We start from the raw sequence: 26,145 nt of genomic DNA, 5'->3' as shown, positions 1-26,145 counted from the left end.
CCGCGTCGTCATCGTTTCATCACATGATGCGGGAGCGGCCGTCACGAACGGGCCTCCTCCTCGGAGTGCCTGCGAAGGCGGCGGCCGTCAGGGCTCGCCGTCGGTGTCCGGTCCGGGGTGCTGCTTGCGCAGGCGCGAGGCGGCCTGGGCGCCGAGGCTGGTGTCGATGTGCTCGCGCATGACGGCGGCAGCCGAGTCGGCCTCGCCCTTGATGACGTACTCCAGCAGGGCCTCATGCTCGGCGGCCTTGCGGTCGCGGGCCGCCTGGCCGCGCTCGGCCTCCAGGGCCAGGCGGCGGTAGCGGTCGGCCTTGTCCCACAGCCCGTCGAGGGTCTGGATGAGCAGGTCGTTGTGCGAGGCGGTGTACAGGGCCCGGTGGAACGTGCGGTGCGCGACGAGCTGCTCGTACGTGGGGTTGCCCGGCAGCGGTTCGAGACCGTCGAGGGCGGCGCGCATGGCGGCGATGTCGGCCTTGGTGCGGCGCTCGGCGGCCAGCGCGACGGCGAGCGGGTCGAGGGAGCGGCGCAGCTCCAGCAGGTCGCGGGCCTCCTCGGCGGCCAGGGGCGCGACGCGGGCGTCACGGTGGGCGTCGAGCTCGACCAGGCCCTCGCTCTTGAGCCGGCGCAGCGCCTCGCGCAGCGGGGTGGTGCTGATGCCGATCTCGCGGGCCAGCTGGGCCTGCGCGATGACGGAGCCGGGGTGCAGGGTGCCGGACAGGATCAGCTCCTTGACCCTGAGGTAGGCGTAGTCCGCCTTGGTCGTGTAGAGCTCCGCCGCTGATCCGCTCATCACTGTCCTGTCCCGTCGTCAGTTCATAGACTATAACGATCTTCAGCTTGCGCCGTGCTGTCCGGCAACCGGAGCTTCGGGGGCCGGGCTGGAGGTCCGCTCCGACCACCTGGCCTCGCCGCCGGCGCCGGCGCTCCTGCGCCTGAGCGCCTCGCCCCGCGCGATGCCGGACGCGCTGGGACGCGGTGCCGGACGCGTTTTGCCGGACGCGGTGCCCGACGCGGTGCCGGACGTCGGCCGTCGCCGAGGGTCTTCGGCACCTTCGTGCGATCGAGCGGCGTCTGACCCGCCGTGGACCCCTTGCTGGCGGGTGACCCGCCCCGGATCGGGGGCTACTGGCCGGCCGGGCGGCTGGGCTCGGGCGGTCAGGGCGTCGTCTACGAGGCCGACGACGGGGCGGGGACGCGGGTCGCCGTCAAGGTGCTGCACGCCGAGGCGCGCGATCGTTTCGCCAAGGAGGCCGAGGCGGCGCGCCGGGTGGCGTCGTTCTGCACAGCCAGGGTGCTGAACGCCGATCTCGACGGGGACAGTCCGTACCTCGTCAGCGAGTTCGTGCCGGGGCCGAGCCTGCGCCGTGCCGTACGGGACGGGCGCAGGTTCACCGGGGACGACCCGCACCGGCTCGCGACCGCGGTGGCGACGGCGCTGACCGCGATCCACGACGCCGGCGTGATCCACCGCGATCTCAAGCCGGACAACGTCCTGCTCGGCCCGGACGGGCCGCGGGTGATCGACTTCGGCATCGCGCGGACCGCGGACATGTCGCCCCGCGACGACTCGGCTCCACTGGCTAAGCTGCGCGCATGGCACGTGTTCTCCTCTTGCACTCGATGTACGGTCTCCGGCCCGCCGTCCACCAGGCGGCCGACAGGTTGCGGGCGGCCGGTCACGAGGTCCACGTCCCTGACCTGTACGGCGGACGGGTCGTGGACACCCCCGAGGAGGGGATCGCGATCAAGGAGGAGATCGGCCGGGACGAGCTGCTGAGGCGGGCCGTGGCCGCGGCGGCCCCGCTGTCGGACGAGCGCCTGGTCTACGCGGGCTTCTCGCTCGGCGCGGCGATCGCGCAGAACCTCGCCCTGGGCGACGAGCGTTCCCTCGGCCTGCTGCTCATGCACGGCACCTCCGACATGGCCGAGGGTGTCTCGGCCGACGACCTGCCCGTTCAGTTGCACGTCGCCGACCCCGACACCTACGAGCCCGCCGACTGGCTGAACAGCTGGTACCTCGCCATGCGCAAGGCCAGGGCCGACGTGGAGGTCTTCCGCTATCCCGGCGTGGGGCACCTGTTCACCGATCCGGACCTGCCCGACCACGACGCCGAGGCGGCCGAGCGCGCCTGGGCGATCGCGCTGGACTTCCTCGCCGGCCTGTGATCCGTCCTTCGGCCGAGGGGCGGCGGCCCGCACCGGGCGAGATCTGCCGAACGGCGGATGGGCACGGCTCCTGCCTGGTCCGAGGCTTGAGCCATGAAGACAATCATGGCGAGATGGCCCCGATGGGCCGGGTACGCGGCAGCCGCGTGGTCGCTGGGTTACGGGGCGCTCGGGCTGTTCTGGGCGCTCGGCGGCAGCGGGTTCCCGTTCGGCAGGACCGACCCCGACTGGGAGCCCGGGCTGTCGGTGCTCGGGGAGGCGACCAGGCAGGTGGCGGCGCCGCTGATCGCGGTGCTGGGCGCGCTGGGTGCGGTCGCCGGGCTGGCGACCGCGCGAGGGGTGCGGCGGGGCAGGCCGCTGCTGCTCGGGTTCGCGTGGGCGGCGGCGGCCGGGCTGACCGTGGTGGTGCCCGACAACCGGGTGCTGATGCTGGTGGCGTACGCGCCGCTGCTCGCGGTGTTCGCCTTCACCGGCGTGCCGGGCGGGCAGCCGATGGCGGAGCTGGTGCCGTGGTCGCGGGTCAACCTGTTCATCGTGCTGGCGGGCGGGCTGCTGTGGGCGCTGGCGGCCCTGGCCTACCAGCGGCGCACGGCGGGCAGGTGCGTGGCCTGCGGGCGGGGCGGGCACCGTACGGCGCGGTGGGCCGCACCGGTGGCGGCGCGGCGCTGGGGGCTGTGGGCGGTGGTGGTCGCGGCGGCCATCCCCGCCGCGTACGACGCCAGCCGCTTCGCCTGGGCGGCGGGCATCCCGCTGGGGATCACCGAGGAGTTCTGGCAGTGGCTGGACGAGTCGGGGCTGCGCTGGGCCGGGCTGTTCCTCAGCCTGATGGGGCTGGGAGGGGCGATACTCACGCTCGGGCTCGTGCAGCGCTGGGGCGAGGTCTACCCGCGGTGGATCTGGTTCAGGGCGGGCCGGCCGGTGCCGCCCATGCTGGCCGTCGTCCCGGCCTCGATCGTGTCGGTGATCGTGCTGTCGGGAGGGCTGACGTTCTGGCGGCTGCGCATGGTGCACGACTACGACTGGGACATGTGGGCGACGTGGGCGCCGTCGCTGGTGTGGCCGCTGTGGGGGGTGGCGCTGGCCGCCGCGACCCTGGCGTACCACCTGCGGCGCCGGGGCGCGTGCCGGTCGTGCGGGCGCGGCGGGCCGCTGGAGGCGCAGCCGGTGGCCGTGCGCGGCCATGCCGGGTAGGCGTACGTGGCTAGGCTCGCGACCGTGAAGCGGTACGGAGGGGCGAGGGTCCGGGTGGCCGGGGTGGCGGGGGCTGCCGGGGCGGCGTCCCTCGCCGTCACGCTGGCGCATCCGGCGGCCGGGTGGGCGAGCGCCGACGCCGTGGCGCTGGTGGCCGAGGTGTCGGTGCTCCTGGTCCTCACCGTCCTCACCGTCCGGCGCTCCCCCGCGCGCCGGGCGGCCGTCTCCGCGGTGCTGAGCGGCTCGGCGGTGGCGCTCATCCTGCTGCGCGCCGTGTGGCAGGGTCCGCCGCAGCTGGTGGTGGGCGCGTGCTCGGCCTGGGCGCTCGGCGCGGTGGCGGCCACCGGGATCGGGCTCTACCTGCGCAGGCTGGACGACGACCGGCGGCGCGCGGTCGAGGAGGCCGCCCGGGCGCAGCGGCTCGGGCTGGCCCGCGACCTGCACGACTTCGTCGCCCACGACGTCAACGGCATGCTGGTGCAGGCTCAGGCTGCCCAGGTGGTGGCGGGCTCGCTGCCGGAGCCGGTCGCCGACGCGCTGCGGCGCATCGAGGACGCCGGGCAGCGGGCGCTGGCCTCGCTCGACCGCACGGTGCACGCGCTGGGCGAGCGGGGGCCGGGGATCGAGGGGCTGGAGCGGCTGGCCGACGCGTTCTCGCCCGGCGTGCGGGTGGATCTGGCGGTCGAGCCGGGGCTGGCGCCGCGGCACGAGGTGTCGTCCCTGGCCTACCGTGTGGTGACCGAGGCGCTCACGAACGTGCGCCGGCACGCGCCGCGGGCCACGACCGTGGCGGTGGAGGTCCGTGAGAAGGGCGGTGTCCTGCGGGTGCGGGTGGCGGACGACGGCGGCGGCAGCTCGCCGAGCACCAGGATCGGCGGTTTCGGGCTCGCGGGCCTGGGCGACCTGCTGGAGGCGCGCGGCGGACGGCTGGCGGCGGGCCCGCACGGGAGCGGCTGGCGGGTCGACGCGGAGATCCCCGCATGACCGCCCGCGGACTCCCGGGGGATCCCGCATGACGACACGGATCCTGCTCGCCGACGACCAGGAGGACGTGCGGATCGGCTTCCGGCTGATCCTCGACGCGCAGCCGGACATGACCGTGGTGGGCGAGGCGGCCGACGGCACGCGGGCCGTCGAGCTGGCCCGCCACCTGCGCCCCGACGTGGTCCTCGCCGACGTCCGCATGCCGGGTCTGGACGGGCTGGAGGTCACCAGGCGGCTCGCGGCCGAGACCCGCGTGATCGTCGTGACGACGTTCGACCTGGACGAGTACGTCCACACCGCCCTGCGCGCGGGCGCCTGCGGCTTCCTGCTGAAACGGTCGGGCCCCGCCCTGCTGGTGGAGGCCGTCCGCGCGGCGATGGCGGGCGACACCCTGATCAGCCCCCAGGTGACCGTACGCCTCCTCCAGGGTTTGACCCGCCGGCCACCGCCGCCGCTGGAGGACCCGCTCACCGCCCGCGAGCTGGAGATCGCCCGCCTGGTGGCGCGCGGGCACACCAACGCCCGCATCGCCGGCGAGCTGACCATCAGCCCGGGCACCGTGAAGACGCACATCGCCCACATCCAGCGCAAGGTGGGCGCCGCCAACCGGGTCGGCATCGCCGCCTGGGCCTGGAGCAGCGGTCAGGTGACCTGACGAGAGGCATCGGCCTGACCGAGCCGGCGGCGGGCGTGCCCTTCCCCACGGTGCCCCTGGAGGTCATGCGCCACGCGGTCCCGCCCGACGTGTACGCCTTCGCCAAGCGCCGGCTCCACGCGCCCGCCCTCGAACGCGTCCGCGCCGCGCGGGCGTGGGACGATCCCGAGGTGCTGAAGATGTGGAGCTCCGAGCGGACGCGCTCGGTCCTGCGTGACTACCTCGGCTCCCTGCGCCGGGCCTGAACCGGCTCAGTACGCGATGAACCCGTACAGCGCCAGGTGGTTCGACTTGGTGCCGCTCACCGTGTGGTCGACGCTCGACGGCCGCACGGCGCCCTTGACGAACAGGTAGTCGATCTTCCTGGAGCCCATGGTCGCCTTCGCTCCGTAGCCGGTCATGCCGAGGCCGGCGAGGGCGGCGGGGGCGATGCCGGTGCGGTTCGCGTCGACGCCGATCACGCGGATCGCCGAGGCGTTCATCAGGCTCGTGGCGTCGGCGCCGACGTGGATGCCGGAGCCGGCGATGCCGGTGTCACCCGCGCCCGCGCAGGCGTGCTGCCCGTTCTGCTCGGGCAGGTGCATGGTCGCGGCGAAGACCGACGTGCCCGTTTCCTTGATCGTGAACCTGGCGGCGATGGCGCTGGTGCGCTTCCACTTGTACGCGTACGCGGCCCCGTCGTCGTTGCTCGGCGGCTTGTACAGCGTGCACCCGGCCCCGCCGTTGTAGGCGGTGCCGGGCTTCAGCCAGCCCGCGCTCCAGTACTTCGAGGTGTCCGCGAGGCTGAGCGTCCTGGTGTTGTAGACGATCGCGTTGGTCTGCTTCTTCTTCAGGTCGCCGAGCGACTGCTGGCTGCAGTGGTGGGAGCCGCCCCACGGCTCGGGGTCGTCCCAGGCCACGATCGCCCGGTAGGTGCCGGCCGGGTGGCCGAACTTGGCGGAGAGCTGGTCGGCGTAGGCCGTGGCCTGCCCGGTGCCGCGTACCTGCTGCACGATGAGGAGGTCGGGGGCCTGCACGCCGGAGGTGCCGGTCGCGCCGTTGTCGTCGACCAGCATCGAGCGGAGGTGGTCGGGACCCGAGATCCGGGTGCAGGTGCCGTCGGCGTTGTTCCGCACCAGGTTCTCGATGTTGTTGCTGTAGACCCTTAAGACGCGGTCCGCGGCGGCCGCGGGGGCCGCCTGCGTGATGGTGGTCGTGGCGAGCGCGGCGGCGGCGAGCGCCACCGCACCGGACGATCGAAGACTGAGTGACATTCTGGCAGGGTAACCATCACTCCGGCGCGGCCACAGGGGACGACGTGCGCCGTCCGGGCTCGCGCACCGGGCTCAGCGGAACCGCACGGCGACTCCTCACGGCCCTCTTGCGCCGGGCACCTACCTGAACTAGCGTCTGGACACATGTCCGGCGAAGCGATGACGGAGCCGACCCGCCGCCGGCTGTCGGGCCGGCAGGCCGACACCGTGCGCCGGCTCACCGACGCGGCCGTCGAGGAGGTCCGGGCGACCGGGTTCGACGGGTTCACCGTGCGCAACGTGGCCCGCCGCGCGGGGGTCGCGCCCGCCACCGCGTACACGTACTTCACCTCCAAGAACCACCTGATCACGGAGGTGTTCTGGCGGCGGCTGCGCGCCCTGCCGCCGATCCCGCCGTCGCCGCGGGAGCCGCGCGAGCGGGTGATCGCGGTGCTGCGGGAGATCGCGCTGCTGGTCTCCGACGAGCCGGAGCTCGCCGCCGCCTGCACGTCCGCGCTGCTCGGCACCGACCCGGACGTGCGGGAGCTGCGGCTGCGCATCGGCAGGACCATCCACCGCCGCCTGCTGGCGGCGCTCGACCCCGGCGCCGAACGCCCGGCGCCGGAGCAGGCGCGCGTGCTCAACGCGCTGGAGTTCGCGTACGCGGGCGCGCTGGTGCACGCCGGCATGGGTTACAGCTCTTACGCCGAGATGGCCGACCGGCTCGCCGAGGTGGCCGAGCTGCTCTTCTGAGGGGGTGGTCGCCGTGCAGGGCAGTCCGTCCTACGACCCGTACGACTACGCGATCCACGAGGACCCGTACCCCGCCTACCGGCGGCTGCGCGACCGGGCGCCGCTCTACCGCAACGACGAGCTCGACTTCTGGGCGATCTCGCGGCACGCCGACGTGTCGGCCGCCTTCCGCGACCACGAGCGGTACTCCAGCGCCAACGGCGTCTCCCTCGACCCGAGCGCGTGGGGCCCGGCCGCGCACCGGACCATGTCGTTCCTGGCCATGGACCCGCCCTCGCACACCAGGATGCGCACGCTGGTCTCGAAGGGCTTCACGCCGCGGCGGGTGCGCGAGCTGGAGGGCGACATCCTGCGGCTGACCCGCCGGCACCTGGAGCCGGCCGTGGCCGCGGGCGGGTTCGACGTGATCGCCGACTTCGCGGGCAAGCTGCCGATGGACGTCGTCTCCGAGCTGGTGGGCGTGCCGGAGGCCGACCGCGACGAGGTGCGGCGGCTCGCGGACCTCGTCGTGCACCGCGAGGAGGGGCTGAACGACATCCCGCGGGCCGGCATGGAGGCGGCGCTCGTGCTGGCCGGCTACTACCAGGACCTGGTCGCCGAGCGGCGCCGCAGGCCGGGCCCCGACCTCACCTCCGCGCTGCTCGCCGAAGGAGAGGGGCGGGACCGCATGACCGGCGAGGAGATCGTCGCCTTCCTGTTCCTCATGGTCGTGGCCGGCAACGAGACCACCACCAAGCTGCTGGCCAACGCCCTGTACTGGGGCTGGCGCCATCCGGAGCAGCTCGCCAAGGCGCTGGCCGATCCCGGCCGGGTGCCCGCGTGGGTGGAGGAGACGCTGCGCTACGACACCTCCAGCCAGCAGATCGCCCGCACCGTCACCCGGGACACCGAGCTGCACGGCACGCTCGTCCCCGCGGGCGCGCGCATGCTGCTGCTGGTCGGGTCGGCCAACCGCGACGAGCGGGTGTTCGCCGAGCCCGACCGCTACGACCTCGATCGCGACACCGCGCCGCTGATCAGCTTCGGCGGCGGCCGGCACTTCTGCCTCGGGGCGGGCCTGGCCCGCCTGGAGGCGCGGCTGGCCCTGACCGAGTTCGTCCGCCGGGTCCGGGCCTACGACGTGGACGCGGACAAGGCCGTACGCGTGCACTCCGTCAACGTCCGCGGCTTCGCCGCCTTGCCCATGACCGTCATCCCCCGATAGGAGGTCCGCCTCCATGCCCCGATTCGCCCCCCACCCCGGACGCCGCCCCGCGCTCGTCACCGGGGCCTCGTCCGGGATCGGCGCGGCCACCGCCACCCTGCTCGCCGCCGCGGGCCATCCCGTGGCCCTCGGCGCCCGCCGCGCGGACCGTTGCGAGCAGGTCGCCGCGACCATCCGCGAGCGCGGCGGGCAGGCGGTCGCCCTCCCGCTGGACGTCTCCGACTCCGACTCGGTCAAGGCCTTCGTGGCGGCGGCCACCGACGCGCACGGCGATCCGGAGATCGTCGTCTCGGGTGCCGGTGACCTGGCCGCCGCGCGCGTTCACGAGCTGGACCCCGAGGCCTTCGCCGCGCAGCTCCAGGTGCACCTGGTGGGCGCGCACCGGGTGGTCTCGCAGGTGGTGCCCGGCATGGTGGCCAGGGCGCGCGGCGACGTCGTCCTCGTCTCCTCCGACGTGGTGCCGTCGCCCCGGCCCCGGATGGGCGCGTACGTCGCGGCGAAGCACGGCGTCGAGGGCATGGCCCGCGCCATGCGGATGGAGCTGGAGGGCAGCGGCGTGCGGACCTCGCTGGTCAGGCCGGGCCCGACGCTGACGGGGATGGGCATGACGTGGGACGCGGAGACGACCGCCACGGTGCTGGAGGAGTGGGTGCACTGGGGGCTGGCGCGCCATCCGTACTTCCTGCAGCCGGAGCAGGTCGCCGCGGTGATCGTGACGGTGGCGACCGCGCCGCGCGGCGTGCACCTCACGCTGGTGGAGGTCCAGCCGGAACGGGCGGTCGAGTCGTGAGGGAGCCCGCCGTCGTCTCCGGCGGCCCCGACCACCTGGAAGAGCTGCGCGCCGACCCCATCGGGCTGATGCGCCGCGTGCGCGCGGAGTGCGGGGACGTCGGGCGGTTCCTGCTGGCGGGGCGGCCGGTCGTGCTGCTGTCGGGGGCCGAGGCGAACGAGTTCTTCTTCCGCGCCCCGGACGAGGACCTCGACCAGGCGGAGGCGTACCCGTTCATGACGCCGATCTTCGGGACCGGCGTGGTCTTCGACGCCACTCCCGAGCAGCGCCGGGAGGCCCTGCACAACCAGGCGCTGAAGGGCTCGTTCCTCAAGGGGCACGCGGCCACGATCGCCGCCGAGGTGGACCGGATGGTCGCGGGGTGGGGCGAGGAGGGCGAGCTCGACCTGCTCGACTGGTTCGCCGAGCTGACCATCTACACCTCCTCGGCCTGCCTGATCGGCAAGCGCTTCCGGGACCAGCTCGACCGCCGTTTCGCCGAGCTCTACCACGACCTGGAGCGGGGCACCGACGCGATCGCCTACGTCGACCCGTACGCCGACATCGAGAGCTTCCGCCGCCGCGACGCCGCCAGGGCGCGGCTCGTGGCGCTGGTGGAGGGCATCATGGACGGCCGGGCCGCCGCGCCCCGCCCGCCCCGGGAGGAGCGGGACCTGCTGGACGTGCTCATGTCGATCCGGGCGGACGACGGCACCCCGCGCTTCTCCGCGGACCAGATCACCGGCATGTTCATCTCGATGATGTTCGCCGGGCACCACACCAGCTCGGGCACGGCCGCGTGGACCCTGATCGAGCTGCTGCGCCACCCCGGCGTCCTGGACGGGGTGGTGGCGGAGCTGGACGAGCTGTACGCCGACGGCTCCGAGGTCAGCTTCCAGGCGCTGCGCGAGATCCCGCTGCTGGAGTCGGCGATCAAGGAGGCGCTGCGCCTGCATCCGCCGCTGATCCTGCTGCTGCGGGTGGCCAGGACGGAGCAGCGGGTGCTCGGCTACCGCATCCCGCCGCGGACCCTGGTCGGGTGCAGCCTGGCGGTCTCGAACCGGATCCCGGAGGACTTCCCGCGGCCCGACGCCTTCGACCCGTCCCGGTATGCCAAGCCGCGCGAGGAGGACCTGCTCAACCGGTGGACCTGGGTGCCGTTCGGCGCGGGCCGGCATCGCTGCGTGGGCGCGAACTTCGCGATGATCCAGCTCAAGGCGATCTTCTCGGTGCTGCTGCGGGACTGGGAGTTCGAGCCGGCCCAGCCGCCGGACTCCTACCGTGACGACCACTCCAAGATGGTCGTCCAGCTCGCCCGGCCGTGCCGGGTCCGCTACCGGAGGCGCGGATCGTGAGAGTGGAAGCCGACCTGGACCTCTGCCAGGGGCACGCGATGTGCGAGCTGGAGGCGCCGGACGTCTTCGAGGTCCCGCGCAAGGGCAAGGTCCGCGTGCTCGTCGAGGAGCCGGAGGAGTCGATGCGCGCCCAGGTGGAGGCCGCCGTCCGTTACTGCCCGACCCGGGCGCTGAAGTGGGGAGGCTGATCGTGTTCCCGCGTGACGAGCTGGAGGAGATGGTCCAGCGCTGGCTGGAGGCGAACCGGCGGTGCGAGGAACGGGGCGACTGGCGCCCGCTGGCGGAGCTCTACACCGAGGACGCCACGTACGGCTGGAACGTCGGCCCCGGCCAGGACTTCATGGCCGTCGGCAGGGACGAGATCCGCGAGCTCGCCCTCGGCTCGGAGATGGGCGGCCTGGACGGCTGGTCGTACCCCTACCAGAGCATCCTCATCGACGAGCGCCAGGGGCAGGTGGTCGGCTTCTGGAAGCAGGTCGCCGACGCCCGCCGCCCGGACGGCAGCCCGTACGAGGTGCCGGGGATCGGCGGGAGCTGGTTCCGGTACGGCGGCGGCTTCCGGTGGCGCTGGCAGCGCGACTGGTTCGACCTGGGCAACGTGACCGCGGTGTTCGTCGAGATGATGAAGGCGGGGTGCTGTCGGACGGCATGCGGCGACGCCTGGACCGCGCCGCGTCCGGCGCCCAGGTCCCCGGCTACTACCCGAGAGCGGAGACTCCCGTGCCGCTGTGGTGAGGGCCGCTGTGGTGACGGCTAGTGCGGGATGGCGTCGATGAGCTGGCGGGCGCCCTGCCGCAGCAGCGCGACGGCCACCGACGTGCCCAGCGTGGCCGGGTCCAGCGGGCCTGCCCACTCGTGGGCGTCCAGGACCGTCTTGCCGTCGGGGCTGAAGACGCGGGCGCGCAGCGACAGGCGCCCGTCGCGTCCGGCGCGGCCGTACCCGGCGATCGGGCTGTTGCAGTGGCCCTGCAGGACGTGCAGCAGCATGCGCTCAGCCGTCACCTCGCGCCACGTGTCGGGATCGCTCAGGCCCGCCACGGCCTCGATGGTCTGCGCGTCGTCCTCCCGGCACTGCAGGGCGAGCACGCCCGCGCCGATCGGCGGGCACATCGTCTCCAGCGACAGCGCCTCGGAGATGCGGTCGCGCATGCCGATGCGTTCCAGGCCCGACACGGCCAGCAGCAGCGCGTCGGCCTCGCCGGCGTCGAGTTTCTCCAGCCGCCGGTTGGCGTTGCCGCGCATCGGCACGCAGCGCAGGTGCGGGTGGGTGGAGGCGAGCTGCGCGATCCGCCGTACCGACGACGTGCCGATGCGGGTGCCCGGCGGCAGCTCGTCCAGGGTGCGGCCGCCCGGGTCCACGAGGGCGTCGCGCAGGTCGTCGCGCTTGAGGAAGGCCGCCCAGGTGGTGCCCGCGGGCAGCGGCCGGTCGGCCGGGACGTCCTTCACGCAGTGCACCGCGAGGTCGGCCTGCCCCGCCAGCAGGAGCGCGTCCACCTCCTTGGTGAACGCGCCCTTGCCGCCGAGCGCCGACAGCGCGCCCTGCCACCTGTCGCCCGACGTGGTGACCGGCACGACCTCCGTGCGGACATCCGGGTGCAGCGCGGCCAGCTCGTGGCGGACCCGCTCGACCTGGGCGAGCGCCATGGGTGACGAGCGGGTGGCGATGCGGATCAGCTGAGGGACGGCCATCCGTCGATGGTAGCCGCCGTGGCCGCCCGGTACGGCCGTCTTCTGGCCCTCACCCGGCGGGGGCCTGCGCGAGGGAGAGGCTGTTGCCGTCCGGGTCGAGGATCTCCACGTGGCGCACGCCGTTGCCGTAGGTCTCCACGGGCTCGTGCTCGATGCCGTGCGCGGCGAGCCGGGCCAGGATGTCGTCGAGGTCCGTGACGCCGAACGTGATCATGGTGCCGCCCACCCGGGAGGCCCGCACGTCCCGGTCGTCGAGGACGACCCAGGCGTTCTCACCGATCTGCCACAGGAGCTCCTCGCCGATGATCTCGTCAGCCGGCCGCCCGAAGAACACCTCGTACCACTTCTGCGAGATTGCCAGGTCACGCACGCACACCACGCTGTGCAGGTCCATGGGAGCCGCTCCTTCCGTCGTTTCAAGGGTGAGACCGCTCCCGCGGCGCGAACTCATCGGGAGGCACGTGCGGCGTGCCGTCGCTCATCGGCGGGAAGCGGAAGCGGGCCGCGGTGGTGGCGCGGGTCATCGCGGTGATCGGGGCCTCGCCGACCGGCTCGGTGCCGTCGTCGATGACGACCTCCCAGCGGCAGTGCGGCACCCTGCCGCCCGGGACGCGCGGCGGCCGGTGCACCGGGCGGATGCGCGCCCTGGGGTTGACCGCCTGGGCCGTCCAGTCGAACGTGCCGTCCTCGATGTGGTGGCACATGCCGCGCACCGCCCGCTCGCCGAACGGCTCCACGTCGAGCAGCGCCCCGCAGGTGCGGAGCTGGAAGAAGCCGTGCGACTCGTCGATCAGCTCGTACTCGACGTCCATGTAGTGCTGGGCGAAGCCGGGGTCGAGCTGCAGGCACTTGAAGATGGCCGAGACCCCGTCGCCCTCGATCCGCATGATCTCGCGGATCCGCTGGGTGTAGATCGGGCTGGCGCCGCGCCACTCCTGGACGGCGATCTCCTCCACGGCCTCCTGGCCGTACTTCATCCCGACCGCGATCAGCGAGGAGCGGTCGAGCAGGTGGACGATGAGCGCGTACTCCCTGACCAGGCGCACCAGCGCCGCCTTCGACAGGTCCTCGAAGCGGAAGCCGGGGTCGAACGCGCCGGAGTAGTCGTCACGGGACACTGGCCCTCCCTCGATCCCCCCTTGCACGGTGACACGTGAACTGTAGTCTGGACACGTGTCCATAACAACCGGTCGCTTGCTCGACGGCTGGGCGGAGCAGGGCTCTCCCCTCCTGGTCGACGGCAGGCTGGTCACGGGCGATCGGCACTTCGAGACGATCGACCCGGCCACCGAGGAGGTCATCGGCCCGGCGGCCGACGCCGCTCCCGGCCTGCTCGACACGGCGATCGCCGCCGCCCGCCGCGCGTTCGACGACTCCGGCTGGGCCGCCGACCTCGCCCTGCGCGTCCGCTGCCTGCGCCAGCTCCGGCAGGCCCTGGTACGGCACGGCGACGAGCTGCGCGCGCTCACCGTCAGGGAGGCCGGCGCGCCCCGGTTCCTGACGTTCGGCGCGCAGCTCGACGCGCCCGTGGCCGGTCTCGGCTGGGTCGCCGACCTCGCCGAGACCTACGCGTGGACGCGTGACCTGGGCCGGGCCGCACCGATGGGGATCCCCAGCGACCGGCGCGTGCTGCGCGAGCCGGTGGGCGTGGTCGGCGCGATCACCCCGGGGAACTTCCCGCACCAGATCAACCTGGCCAAGCTGGGCCCCGCGCTGGCCGCCGGCAACACGGTGGTGCTCAAGCCCGCCCCCGACACCCCCTGGTGCGCGGCGGCGCTCGGCCGGCTGCTCGCCGAGGAGACCGACATCCCGCCGGGCGTCGTCAACGTCGTCACCGGCCGCGATCACGCCCTCGGCGCGCGGCTGGCCGCCGACCCGCGCGTGGACCTGGTCTCCTTCACCGGCTCGACGGCGACGGGCCGCGCGGTGATGCACGCCGCCGCGCAGACGCTCAAGCGGGTGTTCCTGGAGCTGGGCGGCAAGTCGGCGTGCGTCGTGCTGGACGACGCCGACCTCGCCGGGGCGTGCGGGTACGCCGCCTTCGCCGCGATCTCCCACGCCGGGCAGGGCTGCGCGCTCACCACCCGGCTGCTGGTCCCCCGCGCCCGCCACGACGAGGCGGTCGAGATCACCGCCAGGACGATGGCGCGGATCGGCACCGGAGACCCGTCCGACGACCGCACCGTCTGCGGCCCGGTCATCTCCGCGCGCCAGCGCGACCGCGTCGAGAGGTACCTGAAGCTCGCGGTCGCGGAGGGCGGCTCGTTCGCCACCGGAGGGCGCCGGCCCGACCGGGACAGGGGCTTCTGGATCGAGCCCACGCTGATCATCGGCCTGTCCAACCAGGCCAGGGCCGCCCGCGAGGAGATCTTCGGCCCGGTGCTGGTGGTGCTCCCCCACGACGGCGACGACGACGCGGTGCGGATCGCCAACGACTCGCCCTACGGCCTGTCCGGCGCCGTGCACGCCGGCGACCCCGAGCGGGCGCGCGCGGTCGCGCGGCGGCTGCGCACCGGCACGGTCAGCGTGAACGGCGGCATCTGGTACGGCCCCGACGTGCCGTTCGGCGGCTACAAGCAGTCGGGCATCGGCCGCGAGATGGGCGTGGCGGGCTTCGAGGAGTACCTCGAGATCAAGTCGATCGCGGAGGGAGCGGGATGAGGCGCTTCGCCGGGAAGGTGGCGATCGTCACGGGCGCCGCCCAGGGCATCGGAGAGGCGTACGCGCGAGCGCTGGCCGCCGAGGGCGCGAGCGTCGTCGTGGCGGACGTGGACGAGCAGGGCGCGAAGGTCGCCGACGACATCGAGGGACTGTTCGTCAGGACCGACGTGGCCGATCCCGCGGCCACCGAGGCCATGGCGGCCGCGGCCGTGACGGCGTTCGGCGGGATCGACTACCTGGTCAACAACGCCGCCGTCTTCGGCACCATGAAGCTGGACTTCCTGTTCACCGTGGACTGGGACTACTACCGCAGGTTCATGTCCGTGAACCTGGACGGCGCGCTGCTGTGCGCCCGCGCCTGCCACGCCCGCATGGCCGAGCGCGGCGGCGGCGCGATCGTCAACCAGTCGTCCACCGCCGCCTGGCAGTACTCCGGCTACTACGGCCTGGCCAAGGCCGGGGTGAACAGCCTCACCCAGCAGCTCGCGCAGGAACTCGGCTCGCTGGGCATCCGCGTCAACGCCATCGCGCCGGGCCCGATCGACACCGCCGCCCACCGGGCGGTCGTGCCCGCCGGCATGTCCGCCAGGATCGTGCGCGACAAGCTCGCGCTGAAGCGGCTCGGCACGCCGGCCGACCTCGTCGGGATGTGCCTGTTCCTGCTGTCGGACGAGGCGTCGTGGGTCACGGGACAGATCTTCAACGTGGACGGGGGCGAGGTGTTCCGCGCATGATGTACGGATTCGTCGGGCTCGGTCAGATAGGCGCCCCCATGGCGGGACGCCTGGCGGGGCCCGGCCTGATCGTCTACGACGTCCGGGCCGCGGCGATGGCGCCCCTGGTCGAGCGGGGCGCACTGCCCGCCGCCGACCTGGCGGACGTGGCCCGCGCCGAGCTCATCTCGCTCATGGTCCGCGACGACGCGCAGGTCAACGAGGTCGCGGCCACGCTGATCCCGGCGAGCGCCGCCGGGACGGTCATCGCCGTGCACTCCACGATCCGCGCCGGCACCGCGGTCGAGCTGGCCGAGGCCGCGCGGCCGTACGGGGTCGAGGTGGTCGACGCCCCCGTCAGCGGCGGGTTCATGGGCGCCGCGGCGGGCACCCTCGCGGTCATGGTCGGCGCGAGCGAGGCGGCGTTCGCGCGGGTGAAGGAGGCGTTCGCCGCCTGGGCGGGGCTCGTCCTGCACATGGGCCCCGTCGGGGCCGGCACCCGCGCCAAGCTCGCCCGCAACCTGCTGCACTTCGTCTCCTTCGCCGCCGCGGCCGAGGCGCAGCGGCTGGCCGAGGCGGCCGGGGTCCCGCTCGGCGACCTCGGCCGGATCGTCCGCCACTCCGACGCCGTCACCGGCGGCCCCGGCGCTCTCATGCTCCGCGACACCACGGCACCCCTGCCTCCCGGCGACCCGCTGCGCGAGATCATGGCGCACGTGCTCGCGCTCGGCGACAAGGACCTGTCGCTGGCCCTCGGCCTGGCCGGCGAGCTCGGCGTCGACACCCCGCTCGCCCGGCTCGCCCACCAGCGGCTGGCCGCCGACCTCGGCCTCGAGGAGCTCTCATGACCGACGACAGGCGGCGGCGCGGGCTGGAGATGATGGGGCAGGTCTACGGGTGGGAGATGCGCGACGGTCCCGGCGACTTCTTCGGGATCACCGTGGACCACCTGTTCGCCGAGATCTGGTCCCGGCCGGGGCTGTCCATGCGTGACCGGCGGCTCCTCCTGATCGGCGTCCTGGCCGCCAAGGGCATGAACGACGTGCTCGACATCCAGCTCCCGGCGGCGCTGCGCAACCGCGAGCTCACCGCCGGCGAGCTGCGCGAGATCGCCATCTTCCTCACCCACTACGTCGGCTGGCCCCTCGGGGCCAGACTCAGCGTGCAGATCGACACGATCATCGCCCAGCACGAGAAGCGGCCCGTCACAGAGGAGTGACCGGGGTGGCCCGCGGCACGTACACCAGCGCGTCGTACGCCTTCGCCGGCACCATGGCCACCGTGTAGGTCCAGCTCAGGGCGCTGAAGAGGGACCGGTAGCCGTCGCCGACGCTGCCCATGCGCAGCTGCGAGCCGAGCAGCCGGCGGTTGGCGGGCGTGGCCGAGGCCTGCGCGAGGTTCACGTAGCCCAGGGGCTCGGCGCCGAACAGCCCGGCCAGGGGCGTGTCGTGGCTCACGGTGAACCGCGCGCGCTCGCCGGAGGAGTCGTCACGGCTGAGGAAGGTACTGGTGCCGAACTCGGTGCCGATGGCGAAGTAGTCGTCCCCGTACGTCCTGGCCAGGCGCCGCCCCATCGACTCGAAGGGGAACGCGGCCCCGCTCTTGTCGAGGTGCCCGTTGTGACCGGCCACGATGAGCTTCCGACGGCCGCGCCCGGCGATCCACTCGACGGCCTCGGCCATCCAGGCGTCCCGCTTGCGGGCGTAGCCGGCCCCGGAGAGCCGCAGCCGCGCGCCGCGGCCGATCGTCTCCGCGTGGTGCAGCGCGAGGGCGAACGACTCCGGGGAGCTGCGCTTGACGTACGCGTCCTCGTGGTCGCGCATGCGGGCGGCGATCCGCTCGGCGGCGGTGGCGCCGGCCTCGATCGTGGCCTCGTCCTGCCCGGACCTGGTGGCGTCGGTGAGGCCCGCCAGCGCCCGTTCGGCAGGCGCGGCCTGGGCCGGCTCGACCGTGGCGAGGTAGCGCAGCAGCCGCTCCTTGTTGCGGTCGTAGCGCTGCATGTCGAAGCCGTAGAGGCGCACCTTGTCGGCGTCGGCGGCCGTCGCGTTGTGGTCGTGGATCCAGCGCAGCAGGCTCGCCGTCTCGCGGGTGCGGTAGATGTCGAAGCCGAGCGCGGTGGCCGCCTGCTCCGCGGTGCCCTGCCCCTTGACGACGTAGTCGTCGGCGACGGCCGTGCCGCCGAAGTCGGCCTCCAGGGCGACGGTGCGGAAGCCGTGCTCCCGTACCAGCCGCTGGATGATCAACGTACGGGCCTGGACGAACTCCTTGTTGCCGTGCGTGGCCTCGCCGATGCCGACCACCCGCTTCCCCGCGGCGTCGGCGAGCGGGGCCCGGTCGAGCGGGACCACGGCGCCGGACGTCACCCCCGCGGTGTCCACGCCCCCGCACGCGGTCGCGAGCAGCGCGAGGCCCGCGAGGGCACGGGCGAGCCCGTGCCACATGTCAGCTCACGTCCTTGTCGAACTCGATCATGGGTCCAGTTCACCGGACCCGGGGTCGCCCGTCATCGGAGCCAGGTCGAGCGTGACGGGGCTCAGGGCCGGTGCGCCGGCCGCCGGTTGTAGACCTTGGGCCGCCCGGATGTGGACCTGGGTCTCCGGTCCTGGCCACAGATGACGCTCTGGTGGCCTCCGTCAACGAAGCCGAGACCAGCACCAGGCTGGGGCGGCGGCGGGCCACCGGCTAGCGAGGGGAAAGGATCAAACTGGTGCGGTGGTGGGCCACCAGCTCGGCCAGCCCGGGGTCGAACTCGGCGACGATCTGCTTGACGCGGAACTCGGCGAGCGCGCCCAGGGTGTCGTAGATCTCCACGAACACGTCCCTGGCCGCGCCCCTGGGCCAGCCGTCGGGCAGCAGCTCGGCGGGCAGGTCGGGGTCATGGTTGGGGAACGTGCGCCAGGTGTCCATGATCCCCGTACGCGCCACCAGGGCCTCGGACGCGCCCACGGTCCCGTTGCGCACGCGGGCCAGCAGCGGCGAGTACTGCGCCACGAACGCCTCGTAGGTGCGGCGGAGCCGGCCGAAGTCCCACGCCTCCTCCGGCGCCCGCATGCCGGCCAGGTCGAGGGCCTGGGCGCGGAAGATCGTGGCCGTGGGCACGTCCAGCTCGCCGAGCACGGCCGCGGCGTCGTCGGCGTCCGCCCGAGGGGAGACCCAGAGCCCGTCGTACAGCGGGGCGAAGCCGAGCCAGCGCAGCCGGGAACGCAGCGCGTGCCGCAGGTCGCGCTGCTCCTCCGAGATCGAGAACGCGGCGAGCACCCAGGTCCCGTCCCAGGCGCCCTGCTCCAGCCCGAAGGACATGATCCGTTGCCGGCCGTCGAGCAGCACGGCGGCGGCCCGGTCGGTGAGCCGGTAGTAGGTGCGCCGCCCCACCTTGGACGACTCCAGCAGGTCCCGCCGCGCCAGCCGCGACAGCGCCGCGCGGGCCGCCACCGCCGACACGCCGAACTCCTCGGCCAGCCGCACCAGCGCCGCCGACGGGAGCTGCTCGGACCGGCTGATCCAGTAGTCGCCGAGCAACGTGGTGATCAGATGCTGCGGAGGCGCGCCCACCTGGAAACGCGGGAGATCGACGCCGCCTGCCTCGGTCCATGCACCGTCAGTCACCGTAGGAGTATATGGATAACACTTACGCCTACGCACGCAATCGATTCGTCGCACATCTCGGGCCCAGGTAGAGCCACACAGGGACGGGAACCGCTCGCAGGCTCAGCGGAGACTTCTTGAACCTTGGACATTTGTCATTACGGGCGTCACGATCCCGCGCCGTGCCGCGCTCGCCTGGCAGCCGGACCGTCAGGTGACAACCAGGCGCTTCGGCGGCCGTGGCGATCAGGCCGTTACAGGCGGCCAAGAAAGGGCGGCTCAATTACGGAGCGGCACCACCTGAATTCCTCAATAGTGATCTTTTCTGGACGGCGCCGAAAGGGCCGGTCCGGAAGTGTACGAGGAGTGGGTTACGGCACCGGCGCGGGATCGCAGTCGCATACCCGGGACGCGAATGGCGGGCGGGCACAAGATGGCCCCGCCGGCGCCGCGCACGGAAAAGCCGCCTTATCAGGGCATGAAAGACCACGTTTCGCCCCATCCCTTTCAGGGATAAAAGCCCACGCTCTCAGGGGTTTCAGCCCTGCGACGGCTTTTGCGCAAACCCTGGCACAGAGGGCCCCCTCCTGTCTACAGTGTGGACACCGGAAAGTGGACTTCTCTGACATCTGATTACAGATCGGGCAGACGTCGATCTCAAGTTCGCAACAGTATGGACGCGGCTATTTGTCCGAAACGTTGGCCGATGATCCTGTTGCGCATTAACCAGCAGCCCTGCAGCGCTGACCCTAGTTCGGACACAAAGGAGAGCTGTCGTGACCCATAGGCGGAGACTTGGGACATTCCTCACGGCGGTGACAGCAGGCGCGCTTCTGCTGTCCGCTTGCGGGCAGAGCGGAAACGAGGCGAGCAAACCGACGGCGTCGAACACCGGAGGCGCCGCCTCGGGGCAGACCATCACCTACGCCGGTGAGCAGGAGTTCAACTCCTACAACAGCATCGCCGTGAACAACCTGGTCAACAGCACGGCCATGCAGCGGGTGCTGCTCGGCTTCTGGTACTACGGCGAGAAGGGCGTGGTGACCCCCGACAAGGACTTCGGCACCTACACGAAGACCTCGGACGACCCGCTGACCGTCGAGTACGAGTTCAACGCCAAGGGCGTCTGGTCCGACGGAAACCCCATCGACTGTGACGACGCCCTGCTGTACTGGGCGGCCAAGTCGGGCAAGATCAAGGGCTTCCAGGTCGACGGCACCACCGGTGTCGAGCTCGTCAAGGCCCCGGCGTGCAAGGCGGGCGAGAAGAAGTTCACCTTCGAGTACTCGGAGCCGTTCGCCGACTGGGAGAGCAACGGCCCCGGCGCCGCCGACGTGCTGCCGGCCCACGTGGCCTACAAGGCCGCGGGCATGAGCGAGGCGGACTTCATCGCCGCGGTGCAGGCGGCGGACGCCAAGAAGCTCGAAGCGGTGATCAAGTTCTACAACGAGGGCTGGGTCATCGAGGGCGGCATCAAGGACATGTCGCTCTTCCCCGCCTCAGGCCCCTACAAGATCTCCGCCATGGAGCCGGGCCAGTCGCTGACGCTCAGCACCAACGACAAGTGGTGGGGCGCCAAGCCGGCCACGCCGACCGTCGTCATGCGGGTGATCTCGCAGGAGGAGCAGGCCCAGGCGCTGCAGAACCGCGAGGTCAACCTGATCGAGCCGCAGCCGAACCCGGACCTGCTCGCCCAGCTCGAGGGCATGCAGGGCGTGACCGTGAAGACCGGTGACGCCTACACCTACGAGCACCTGGACTTCAACTTCGACTCCAGCGAGTTCAAGGACAAGACGCTGCGCGAGGCGTTCGCCAAGTGCGTGCCCCGCCAGCTCATCGTGGACAACCTGATCAAGCCGCTCGCGCCGCAGGCGCAGGTGCTGCAGGTCCGTAACACGCTGCCGTTCGAGGCGTCCTACGCCACCGTCTCCCAGGGCAGCGGATCGGAGGCCTACGCCCAGCCCGACATCGAGGGCGCCAAGGCGCTGCTGGAGAAGGCCGGCAAGGTCGGCATGGAAGTGAAGATCGGCCACAACCTGCCCAACCCGCGCCGTACGCAGGAGGTGCAGCTCATCGCGGACTCCTGCAACAAGGCAGGCTTCAAGATCACTGACGCCGGGGACGAGAAGTTCTTCGAGGCCGGCGGCCCCCTCGCCACCAACACCTACGACGTGGCGCTGTTCGCCTGGACCGGCTCGGCCGAGGTGAGCGGCTGGAGCTCGACGTACACCACGGTCAAGGAGTGCAGCGAGGCCGGCAAGGAGAACAACAACGGCTGCTACTCCAGCAAGGAGACCGACGACCTCATCAAGAAGCTCAACGCCGAGATCGACAAGACCAAGCACCCCGCCATCATCGCCCAGATCGAGAAGGTGCTCTGGCAGGACCTGGCCACGATCCCGCTGTTCGCCCACCCGAACATGCTGGCCTGGGACGAGAAGCTGCAGAACATCGTGCCCAACCCGGCGCAGTCGTCCGTGACCTGGAACATGGACAAGTGGGCCCTGGCCCAGTAGCCGTCCGATCACTCTGAACCACCCGGCGCGGAGCGGAGGACTCCCCGAGTCCTCCGCTCCGCGCCAGCACCACTCTCGAACCAAGGGGGATAACGAGTGATCGCCTTCATCGCGCGAAGACTGATCGTCTCCTTCTTCGTGCTCCTGGCGGCCACCATGGTCATCTACGGGCTGACGGCGCTTGCGGGCGACCCGCTGGAAGACCTCAGAGAGCTCCCGGGCCCGGACCGGGACAGGAAGATCGCCGACCGCGTCGAGCGGATGAACCTCGACGCTCCCCTCCCGCTCAGGTACCTGACCTGGCTCGGCAACCTGTTCCGCGGCGACCTCGGCGTCAACCGCGACGGCCAGGACGTGGCCGTGCTGCTCGGCAACGCCCTGTCGGCCACGCTCCAGCTCGTCGTGGCCGCCACCGTGCTCGCGGTCGTCATCGGCGTCATCGTGGGCATCGTCTCGGCGCTGCGGCAGTACAGCGCCTTCGACTACTCGGTCACCTTCACCGCCTTCGTCTGCTTCTCGCTCCCGCTCTTCTGGGTGGCGGTGATGCTCAAGCAGTACATCGCGATCGAGTTCAACGACTGGCTGCGCGATCCCGTCATCCCGCCCACCGTCATCGGCGTGGCCGCCCTGATCGGCGGGCTGCTCTGGGGCGCGCTCTGGGTCGGCGGCCGGCAGGCGCGGCTCGCCGCGTTCGGCCTCGGCGCCGCCGCCACCGCCCTGACGCTGACGCTGCTGTCGGCGACCCGCTGGTTCGCCGATCCGGGCATCGGCGTCGTCCTCCTGGCGGTCCTCGCGGGAGGCACGGCGGTCGGCATCACCGCGCTGGTCTCCGGGCTGCGTTACCGCGACCCTCTCTACGCCGCCCTCTCGGCCGCGGGGATCGGCGTGGTCCTGTCGCAGCTCCTGGATCCCGTCCTGGCCGATCCGAGCTGGCTGGAGATCTTCGGCCTGGCGCTGCTGACCGTGGCCGTCTGCGCGGGGCTCGGCTACGGCCTCGGCGGGCTGCTGCGCCGCCAGGCGATCATCGCCTCCGTCCTGACGGGGCTGATCACCGCCGGGCTGGTCTTCCTCGATCGCATGCTGCGCGGCTTCGCCGACTACAGCGAGTACGTACGCGGCCGCCCGATCGCCACGATCGGCTCCAGCACCCCGAACTTCGAGGGCGACTTCTGGCAGACCAACCTGGACGTGGCGGGCCACCTCCTGCTGCCGACCATGGCGCTGATCCTGATCTCGCTGGCCACCTACACGCGCTACAGCCGCTCCAGCATGCTCGAGGTGATGAACCTGGACTACGTGCGCACGGCGCGGGCCAAGGGGCTGCCCGAGCGCACCGTGGTCACCAAGCACGCCTTCCGCAACGGGATGATCCCGATCACCACGCTGATGGCCTTCGACTTCGCGGGCGTGATCGGCGGCGCGATCGTGACCGAGAACGTCTTCGGCTGGCAGGGCATGGGCAGCCTCTTCCTCAGAGGGCTGCAGCAGGTCGACCCGGCCCCGGTCATGGCGTTCTTCATCGTCTCCGGGAGCGCGATCGTGCTGTTCAACATGCTGGCCGACATCATCTACGCCTACCTCGACCCACGGATCAGGCTGTCATGAGCGGGCAGTACACACCCACAGGAGAACCACCCATGGCGATCAGCGCGCAGGTCCCGGGGGCCGCGCAGGGCATGACCGTCGTCGCCCGCACCCAGAGCCAGCTCGTCCGCCGCCGGTTCTTCCGGCATCGCGCGGCGCTGATCGGCATGCTGGTCTTCGGCTCCGTCGTGCTGCTCGCGTTCAGCTCCATCGGGTTCGGGCCCGTCCCCGGCTGGTGGGACAAGAGCTACCTGGCCACCGGATCGGTGCTCGACCAGGGCAGGCCGACGCTCAGCCTGGTGCCGCAGTTCCTGGGCGGCGAGGGCATCCGCTGGGGCGAGCATCCGTTCGGGCAGGACAACATCGGCATCGACTACTTCGCGCTCACCATGCGCGGCACCCAGCAGTCGATCATCGTCGCGTTCATCGTCGGCATCGTGGCCACGACGGTCGGCACGCTGGCCGGCGCCTTCGCCGGATATTTCAGGAAAAAGGTTGAAGCGATCCTCATGCGGCTCACCGACGTGATGATCACCATCCCGGTCCTGATCATCGCCGCCATCGTCGGCCGGTCGTTCGGTGACTCGGGCATCGTGATCCTGGCCGTCTGCATCGGCCTGGTGACCTGGCCCACGCTGGGCCGGCTGATCCGCGGCGAGTTCCTGTCGCTGCGCGAGAAGGAGTTCGTCGAGGCCGCGCGGGCGCTGGGCACCTCCTCCCGCCGCATCATCTTCCGGCACATCCTGCCGAACACGGTCGGCGTCATCATCGTCAGCGCGACCCTGGCGATCGCCAACGCGGTGCTGCTGGAGTCGGCGCTGTCCTTCCTCGGCGTCGGCGTGCAGCCGCCCGACGTCTCGCTCGGCCAGCTCATCGACACCTACCGCAGCGCGATGACGACCCGCCCGTGGTTGTTCTGGTGGCCCGGCGTGTTCATCATCGCGATCGCGCTGTCCATCAACTTCATCGGTGACGGTCTGCGCGACGCGTTCGACCCCCGACAGACCAGGGTGCGTGCCTGACATGACGGATTACCCCACCGAGATTCCCGGCGAGATCCTGCGCGTGGAGGACCTGGCCGTCGAGTTCCCCACCGAGGACGGCGTCGTCCAGGCCGTCCGCGGAGTCTCCTACTCCCTGCACGAGCGCGAGGTGCTCGGGATCGTCGGCGAGTCGGGCTCGGGCAAGTCGGTCTCGTCGCTGGCCGTGATGGGGCTGCTCCCCCGCGGCGCGCGCGTCCGGGGCAGGATCCTCTACCGCGGCGACGACGTGCTGAAGCTGCCCGCCCGCAGGCGGCGCGGCCTGCGCGGGCGCAAGATCGCCATGATCTTCCAGGACCCGATGACCGCGCTGAACCCCGTGCACACCATCGGCGACCAGCTCGCCGAGGCCGTGCTCGCCCACGACCTCGTGCCGCACAAGCAGGCGCTCGCCCGCGCCAGGGAGATGCTCGACCTGGTCGGCATCCCGCAGGCCGAGCAGCGGCTGCGCAGCTACCCGCACGAGTTCTCCGGCGGCATGCGGCAGCGCGCGATGATCGCCATGGCGGTCATCAACAACCCGGACGTCATCATCGCCGACGAGCCGACCACGGCGCTCGACGTGACCGTCCAGGCGCAGATCCTGGAGAAGCTCCTGGAGGTCAAGGACGCCGTCAACGCCGCGATCGTGCTCATCACGCACGACCTCGGCGTCGTCGCGGGCATCGCGCACCGGGTGCTCGTCATGTACGCCGGCAAGCCGGTCGAGGTCGGCGACACCGACACGATCTTCTACCGGCCGCGCATGCCGTACACCGCGGGGCTGCTCGGCTCGATGCCGTCCCTGGAGACCTCGGGCGGGCGGCTGCGCCCCATCAAGGGCGCTCCGCCCTCCCTGATCAACCTGCCGTCCGGCTGCCCGTTCTCGCCGCGCTGCCCGCTGGCCGACACCCGCTGCCACGGCGAGGAGCCCGCGCTCGTGGAGGTCGACGAGGGCGGGCACTACGCCGCCTGCCATCACTGGGACCAGCTGGCCGCGGTGGCCGATCCCACCGCGCTGTTCCGTACGGAGAGTGAGCCCGTCACATGAGCGTTCAGGTCACGCAGGAGCACCTCCTCGAGGTGGAGGACCTGGTGATGAGCTTCCCCGTACGCGGCGCGGGGTTCCTGCGCAAGGTGGCGGGCCACATCCAGGCGGTGAGCGGCGTGTCCATGCACGTCGACCAGGGCGAGACCCTCGGCGTCGTGGGCGAGTCGGGGTGCGGCAAGTCGACGACGGGCCGGGCCATCCTCCAGCTCCACAAGCCCACGTCGGGCTCGGTGCGCTTCGAGGGCACGGAGCTGACGACGCTGAACCCCAAGCGGCTGCGCGCCGTGCGGCGGGACATCCAGATCGTCTTCCAGGACCCCTACGCCTCGCTCAACCCGAAGCTGCCGGTGAACGACATCATCGCCGAGCCGCTGAAGGTCCACGACCGGTGGAAGGGCACCGGCTCCAAGAGGGTCGCGGAGCTGCTGGAGCTGGTCGGGCTCAACCCCGAGCACGGCAACCGGTACCCGCACGAGTTCTCCGGCGGCCAGCGCCAGCGCGTCGGCATCGCCCGCGCGCTCGCGCTGGAGCCCAAGCTGCTCGTGCTGGACGAGCCGGTGTCGGCACTGGACGTCTCGGTGCAGGCCGGGGTGATCAACCTGCTCGAGGACCTGCAGGACACCTTCGGCCTGTCCTACATCTTCATCGCGCACGACCTCTCCGTGGTCAGGCACATCTCCGACCGCGTCGCGGTGATGTACCTGGGCAAGATCGTCGAGACCGGCCCGCGTGACGACGTCTACGACCGTCCTGCCCACCCCTACACCCAGGCGCTGCTGTCGGCGGCGCCGACGGCCAATCCGGAGGAGGAGCGCCGCAGGCAGCGGATCATCCTCACCGGCGAGGTGCCGAGCCCGCTGGATCCGCCGAGCGGTTGCCGGTTCCGCACGCGCTGCTGGAAGGCGCAGGAGATCTGCGCCACCGAGGAGCCCGCCCTGATCGACCGGGGCACCGGGCATCCGGCCGCCTGCCACTTCCCGGAGGTGAACACCAAGGTGGTGTGAGCCGGGCCGGCGGCG

General features: G+C 72.1%; 27 protein-coding genes and 1 pseudogene. 21 read left to right on the top strand and 7 right to left on the bottom strand.

Going from position 1 to position 26,145, the window contains the following annotated elements:
* Window positions 1-87 precede the first annotated feature (87 nt).
* Window positions 88-789, bottom strand: a complete 702-nt coding sequence (locus ACBJ32_RS01995; RefSeq protein WP_375125114.1) for a GntR family transcriptional regulator — start codon at window positions 787-789, stop codon at window positions 88-90.
* A gap of 291 nt (window positions 790-1,080) precedes the next feature.
* On the opposite strand from ACBJ32_RS01995, the pseudogene ACBJ32_RS01990 reads away from it, so the two are divergent.
* The 6 genes and pseudogenes from ACBJ32_RS01990 to ACBJ32_RS01965 all read left to right on the top strand — a co-directional run.
* Window positions 1,081-1,578, top strand: a pseudogene (locus ACBJ32_RS01990) (protein kinase); the annotation flags it as partial.
* 14 nt (window positions 1,579-1,592) lie between these two features.
* Entirely contained in the window at window positions 1,593-2,165 is a 573-nt protein-coding gene (locus ACBJ32_RS01985; RefSeq protein WP_375125113.1) for a dienelactone hydrolase family protein, read from the top strand.
* Window positions 2,166-2,270: 105 nt separating this feature from the next.
* Window positions 2,271-3,356 carry a hypothetical protein gene (locus tag ACBJ32_RS01980; RefSeq protein ID WP_375125112.1) on the top strand — a complete coding sequence of 362 codons (1,086 nt, stop codon included), beginning with the start codon at window positions 2,271-2,273 and terminating at the stop codon, window positions 3,354-3,356.
* Between the two features lie 24 nt (window positions 3,357-3,380).
* Window positions 3,381-4,340, top strand: coding sequence for a sensor histidine kinase (locus ACBJ32_RS01975; RefSeq protein ID WP_375125111.1), 960 nt, complete (start codon window positions 3,381-3,383; stop codon window positions 4,338-4,340).
* Window positions 4,341-4,368: 28 nt separating this feature from the next.
* Window positions 4,369-4,995, top strand: coding sequence for a response regulator transcription factor (locus tag ACBJ32_RS01970; protein ID WP_357883804.1), 627 nt, complete (start codon window positions 4,369-4,371; stop codon window positions 4,993-4,995).
* 35 nt (window positions 4,996-5,030) lie between these two features.
* Window positions 5,031-5,240 carry a hypothetical protein gene (locus tag ACBJ32_RS01965; RefSeq protein WP_375125110.1) on the top strand — a complete coding sequence of 70 codons (210 nt, stop codon included), beginning with the start codon at window positions 5,031-5,033 and terminating at the stop codon, window positions 5,238-5,240.
* A gap of 6 nt (window positions 5,241-5,246) precedes the next feature.
* Here the strand turns inward: ACBJ32_RS01965 and ACBJ32_RS01960 are convergent, their stop codons facing one another.
* The gene (locus ACBJ32_RS01960) at window positions 5,247-6,248 is read right to left on the bottom strand and encodes a hypothetical protein (protein ID WP_375125109.1); all 1,002 of its coding nucleotides are present in this window, start codon (window positions 6,246-6,248) and stop codon (window positions 5,247-5,249) included.
* 144 nt (window positions 6,249-6,392) lie between these two features.
* Here ACBJ32_RS01960 and ACBJ32_RS01955 point away from each other — a divergent pair, with 144 nt between their 5' ends.
* Genes ACBJ32_RS01955 through ACBJ32_RS01930 form a run of 6 tightly spaced genes read left to right on the top strand, consistent with a single transcriptional unit; the run spans window position 6,393 to window position 11,065 of the window.
* On the top strand, window positions 6,393-6,980 hold the full coding sequence (locus ACBJ32_RS01955; protein WP_357883810.1) for a helix-turn-helix domain-containing protein: 588 nt from the start codon (window positions 6,393-6,395) through the stop codon (window positions 6,978-6,980).
* Between the two features lie 13 nt (window positions 6,981-6,993).
* Complete coding sequence (locus ACBJ32_RS01950; RefSeq protein ID WP_375125108.1) at window positions 6,994-8,184, top strand: cytochrome P450; 1,191 nt, start codon at window positions 6,994-6,996, stop codon at window positions 8,182-8,184.
* Between the two features lie 13 nt (window positions 8,185-8,197).
* A complete protein-coding gene (locus ACBJ32_RS01945; RefSeq protein WP_375125107.1) occupies window positions 8,198-8,974 on the top strand; it encodes an SDR family oxidoreductase in 777 nt (258 codons plus the stop codon).
* Complete coding sequence (locus ACBJ32_RS01940) at window positions 8,971-10,308, top strand: cytochrome P450 (RefSeq protein ID WP_375125106.1); 1,338 nt, start codon at window positions 8,971-8,973, stop codon at window positions 10,306-10,308. The genes ACBJ32_RS01945 and ACBJ32_RS01940 overlap by 4 nt, the downstream gene beginning before the upstream one ends.
* Entirely contained in the window at window positions 10,305-10,496 is a 192-nt protein-coding gene (locus tag ACBJ32_RS01935; RefSeq protein WP_357883822.1) for a ferredoxin, read from the top strand. The genes ACBJ32_RS01940 and ACBJ32_RS01935 overlap by 4 nt, the downstream gene beginning before the upstream one ends.
* A 2-nt stretch (window positions 10,497-10,498) precedes the next feature.
* Window positions 10,499-11,065, top strand: coding sequence for a YybH family protein (locus tag ACBJ32_RS01930; RefSeq protein ID WP_375125105.1), 567 nt, complete (start codon window positions 10,499-10,501; stop codon window positions 11,063-11,065).
* Here the strand turns inward: ACBJ32_RS01930 and hemC are convergent.
* From hemC to ACBJ32_RS01915, 3 genes are read right to left on the bottom strand one after another with little or no spacing between them, the layout of a single operon-like run.
* Window positions 11,062-11,997, bottom strand: a complete 936-nt coding sequence (gene hemC / locus ACBJ32_RS01925) for a hydroxymethylbilane synthase (protein ID WP_375125104.1) — start codon at window positions 11,995-11,997, stop codon at window positions 11,062-11,064. The two genes, ACBJ32_RS01930 and hemC, sit on opposite strands and share 4 nt — an antisense overlap.
* Before the next feature lie 49 nt (window positions 11,998-12,046).
* A complete protein-coding gene (locus tag ACBJ32_RS01920; protein WP_375125103.1) occupies window positions 12,047-12,391 on the bottom strand; it encodes a VOC family protein in 345 nt (114 codons plus the stop codon).
* Window positions 12,392-12,413: 22 nt separating this feature from the next.
* Window positions 12,414-13,115 (bottom strand): hypothetical protein, encoded by a 702-nt coding sequence (locus tag ACBJ32_RS01915; protein WP_375125102.1) that lies wholly within the window; start codon window positions 13,113-13,115, stop codon window positions 12,414-12,416.
* Between the two features lie 55 nt (window positions 13,116-13,170).
* Between ACBJ32_RS01915 and ACBJ32_RS01910 the strand changes: the two genes are divergently transcribed.
* From ACBJ32_RS01910 to ACBJ32_RS01895, 4 genes are read left to right on the top strand one after another with little or no spacing between them, the layout of a single operon-like run.
* A complete protein-coding gene (locus ACBJ32_RS01910; protein WP_375125101.1) occupies window positions 13,171-14,658 on the top strand; it encodes an aldehyde dehydrogenase in 1,488 nt (495 codons plus the stop codon).
* Window positions 14,655-15,392 carry an SDR family oxidoreductase gene (locus tag ACBJ32_RS01905; protein ID WP_375125100.1) on the top strand — a complete coding sequence of 246 codons (738 nt, stop codon included), beginning with the start codon at window positions 14,655-14,657 and terminating at the stop codon, window positions 15,390-15,392. The genes ACBJ32_RS01910 and ACBJ32_RS01905 overlap by 4 nt, the downstream gene beginning before the upstream one ends.
* A complete protein-coding gene (locus tag ACBJ32_RS01900) occupies window positions 15,389-16,219 on the top strand; it encodes an NAD(P)-dependent oxidoreductase (protein ID WP_375125099.1) in 831 nt (276 codons plus the stop codon). Before ACBJ32_RS01905 ends, ACBJ32_RS01900 begins: the two co-directional genes overlap by 4 nt.
* Window positions 16,216-16,590 carry a carboxymuconolactone decarboxylase family protein gene (locus tag ACBJ32_RS01895; RefSeq protein WP_375125098.1) on the top strand — a complete coding sequence of 125 codons (375 nt, stop codon included), beginning with the start codon at window positions 16,216-16,218 and terminating at the stop codon, window positions 16,588-16,590. Before ACBJ32_RS01900 ends, ACBJ32_RS01895 begins: the two co-directional genes overlap by 4 nt.
* On the opposite strand, the gene ACBJ32_RS01890 is transcribed toward ACBJ32_RS01895, so the two are convergent.
* Window positions 16,577-17,812: an erythromycin esterase family protein gene (locus ACBJ32_RS01890; protein WP_375125097.1), complete on the bottom strand. Its 1,236-nt coding sequence runs from the start codon at window positions 17,810-17,812 to the stop codon at window positions 16,577-16,579. The two genes, ACBJ32_RS01895 and ACBJ32_RS01890, sit on opposite strands and share 14 nt — an antisense overlap.
* Window positions 17,813-18,053: 241 nt before the next feature.
* Window positions 18,054-18,977 carry a PaaX family transcriptional regulator C-terminal domain-containing protein gene (locus ACBJ32_RS01885; protein ID WP_375125096.1) on the bottom strand — a complete coding sequence of 308 codons (924 nt, stop codon included), beginning with the start codon at window positions 18,975-18,977 and terminating at the stop codon, window positions 18,054-18,056.
* A gap of 755 nt (window positions 18,978-19,732) precedes the next feature.
* Here ACBJ32_RS01885 and ACBJ32_RS01880 point away from each other — a divergent pair.
* From ACBJ32_RS01880 to ACBJ32_RS01860, 5 genes are all read left to right on the top strand, one after another.
* Window positions 19,733-21,472 carry an ABC transporter family substrate-binding protein gene (locus ACBJ32_RS01880; RefSeq protein WP_375125095.1) on the top strand — a complete coding sequence of 580 codons (1,740 nt, stop codon included), beginning with the start codon at window positions 19,733-19,735 and terminating at the stop codon, window positions 21,470-21,472.
* Between the two features lie 96 nt (window positions 21,473-21,568).
* Window positions 21,569-23,077, top strand: coding sequence for an ABC transporter permease (locus ACBJ32_RS01875; RefSeq protein WP_375125094.1), 1,509 nt, complete (start codon window positions 21,569-21,571; stop codon window positions 23,075-23,077).
* 32 nt (window positions 23,078-23,109) lie between these two features.
* Window positions 23,110-24,078: an ABC transporter permease gene (locus ACBJ32_RS01870; protein ID WP_375125093.1), complete on the top strand. Its 969-nt coding sequence runs from the start codon at window positions 23,110-23,112 to the stop codon at window positions 24,076-24,078.
* Between the two features lies 1 nt (window position 24,079).
* Window positions 24,080-25,126 (top strand): ABC transporter ATP-binding protein, encoded by a 1,047-nt coding sequence (locus ACBJ32_RS01865; RefSeq protein WP_375125092.1) that lies wholly within the window; start codon window positions 24,080-24,082, stop codon window positions 25,124-25,126.
* Window positions 25,123-26,130 (top strand): ABC transporter ATP-binding protein, encoded by a 1,008-nt coding sequence (locus tag ACBJ32_RS01860; protein WP_375125091.1) that lies wholly within the window; start codon window positions 25,123-25,125, stop codon window positions 26,128-26,130. Before ACBJ32_RS01865 ends, ACBJ32_RS01860 begins: the two co-directional genes overlap by 4 nt.
* Window positions 26,131-26,145: the final 15 nt, after the last annotated feature.

Origin of the sequence: Nonomuraea sp. GTA35 (assembly GCF_041950525.1) — a bacterium.
In the GTDB taxonomy this organism is placed as follows: Bacteria; Actinomycetota; Actinomycetes; order Streptosporangiales; family Streptosporangiaceae; genus Nonomuraea.
The sequence above is the reverse complement of the archived record's forward strand: the minus strand, read 5'-3'. Positions and strand labels throughout refer to the sequence as shown.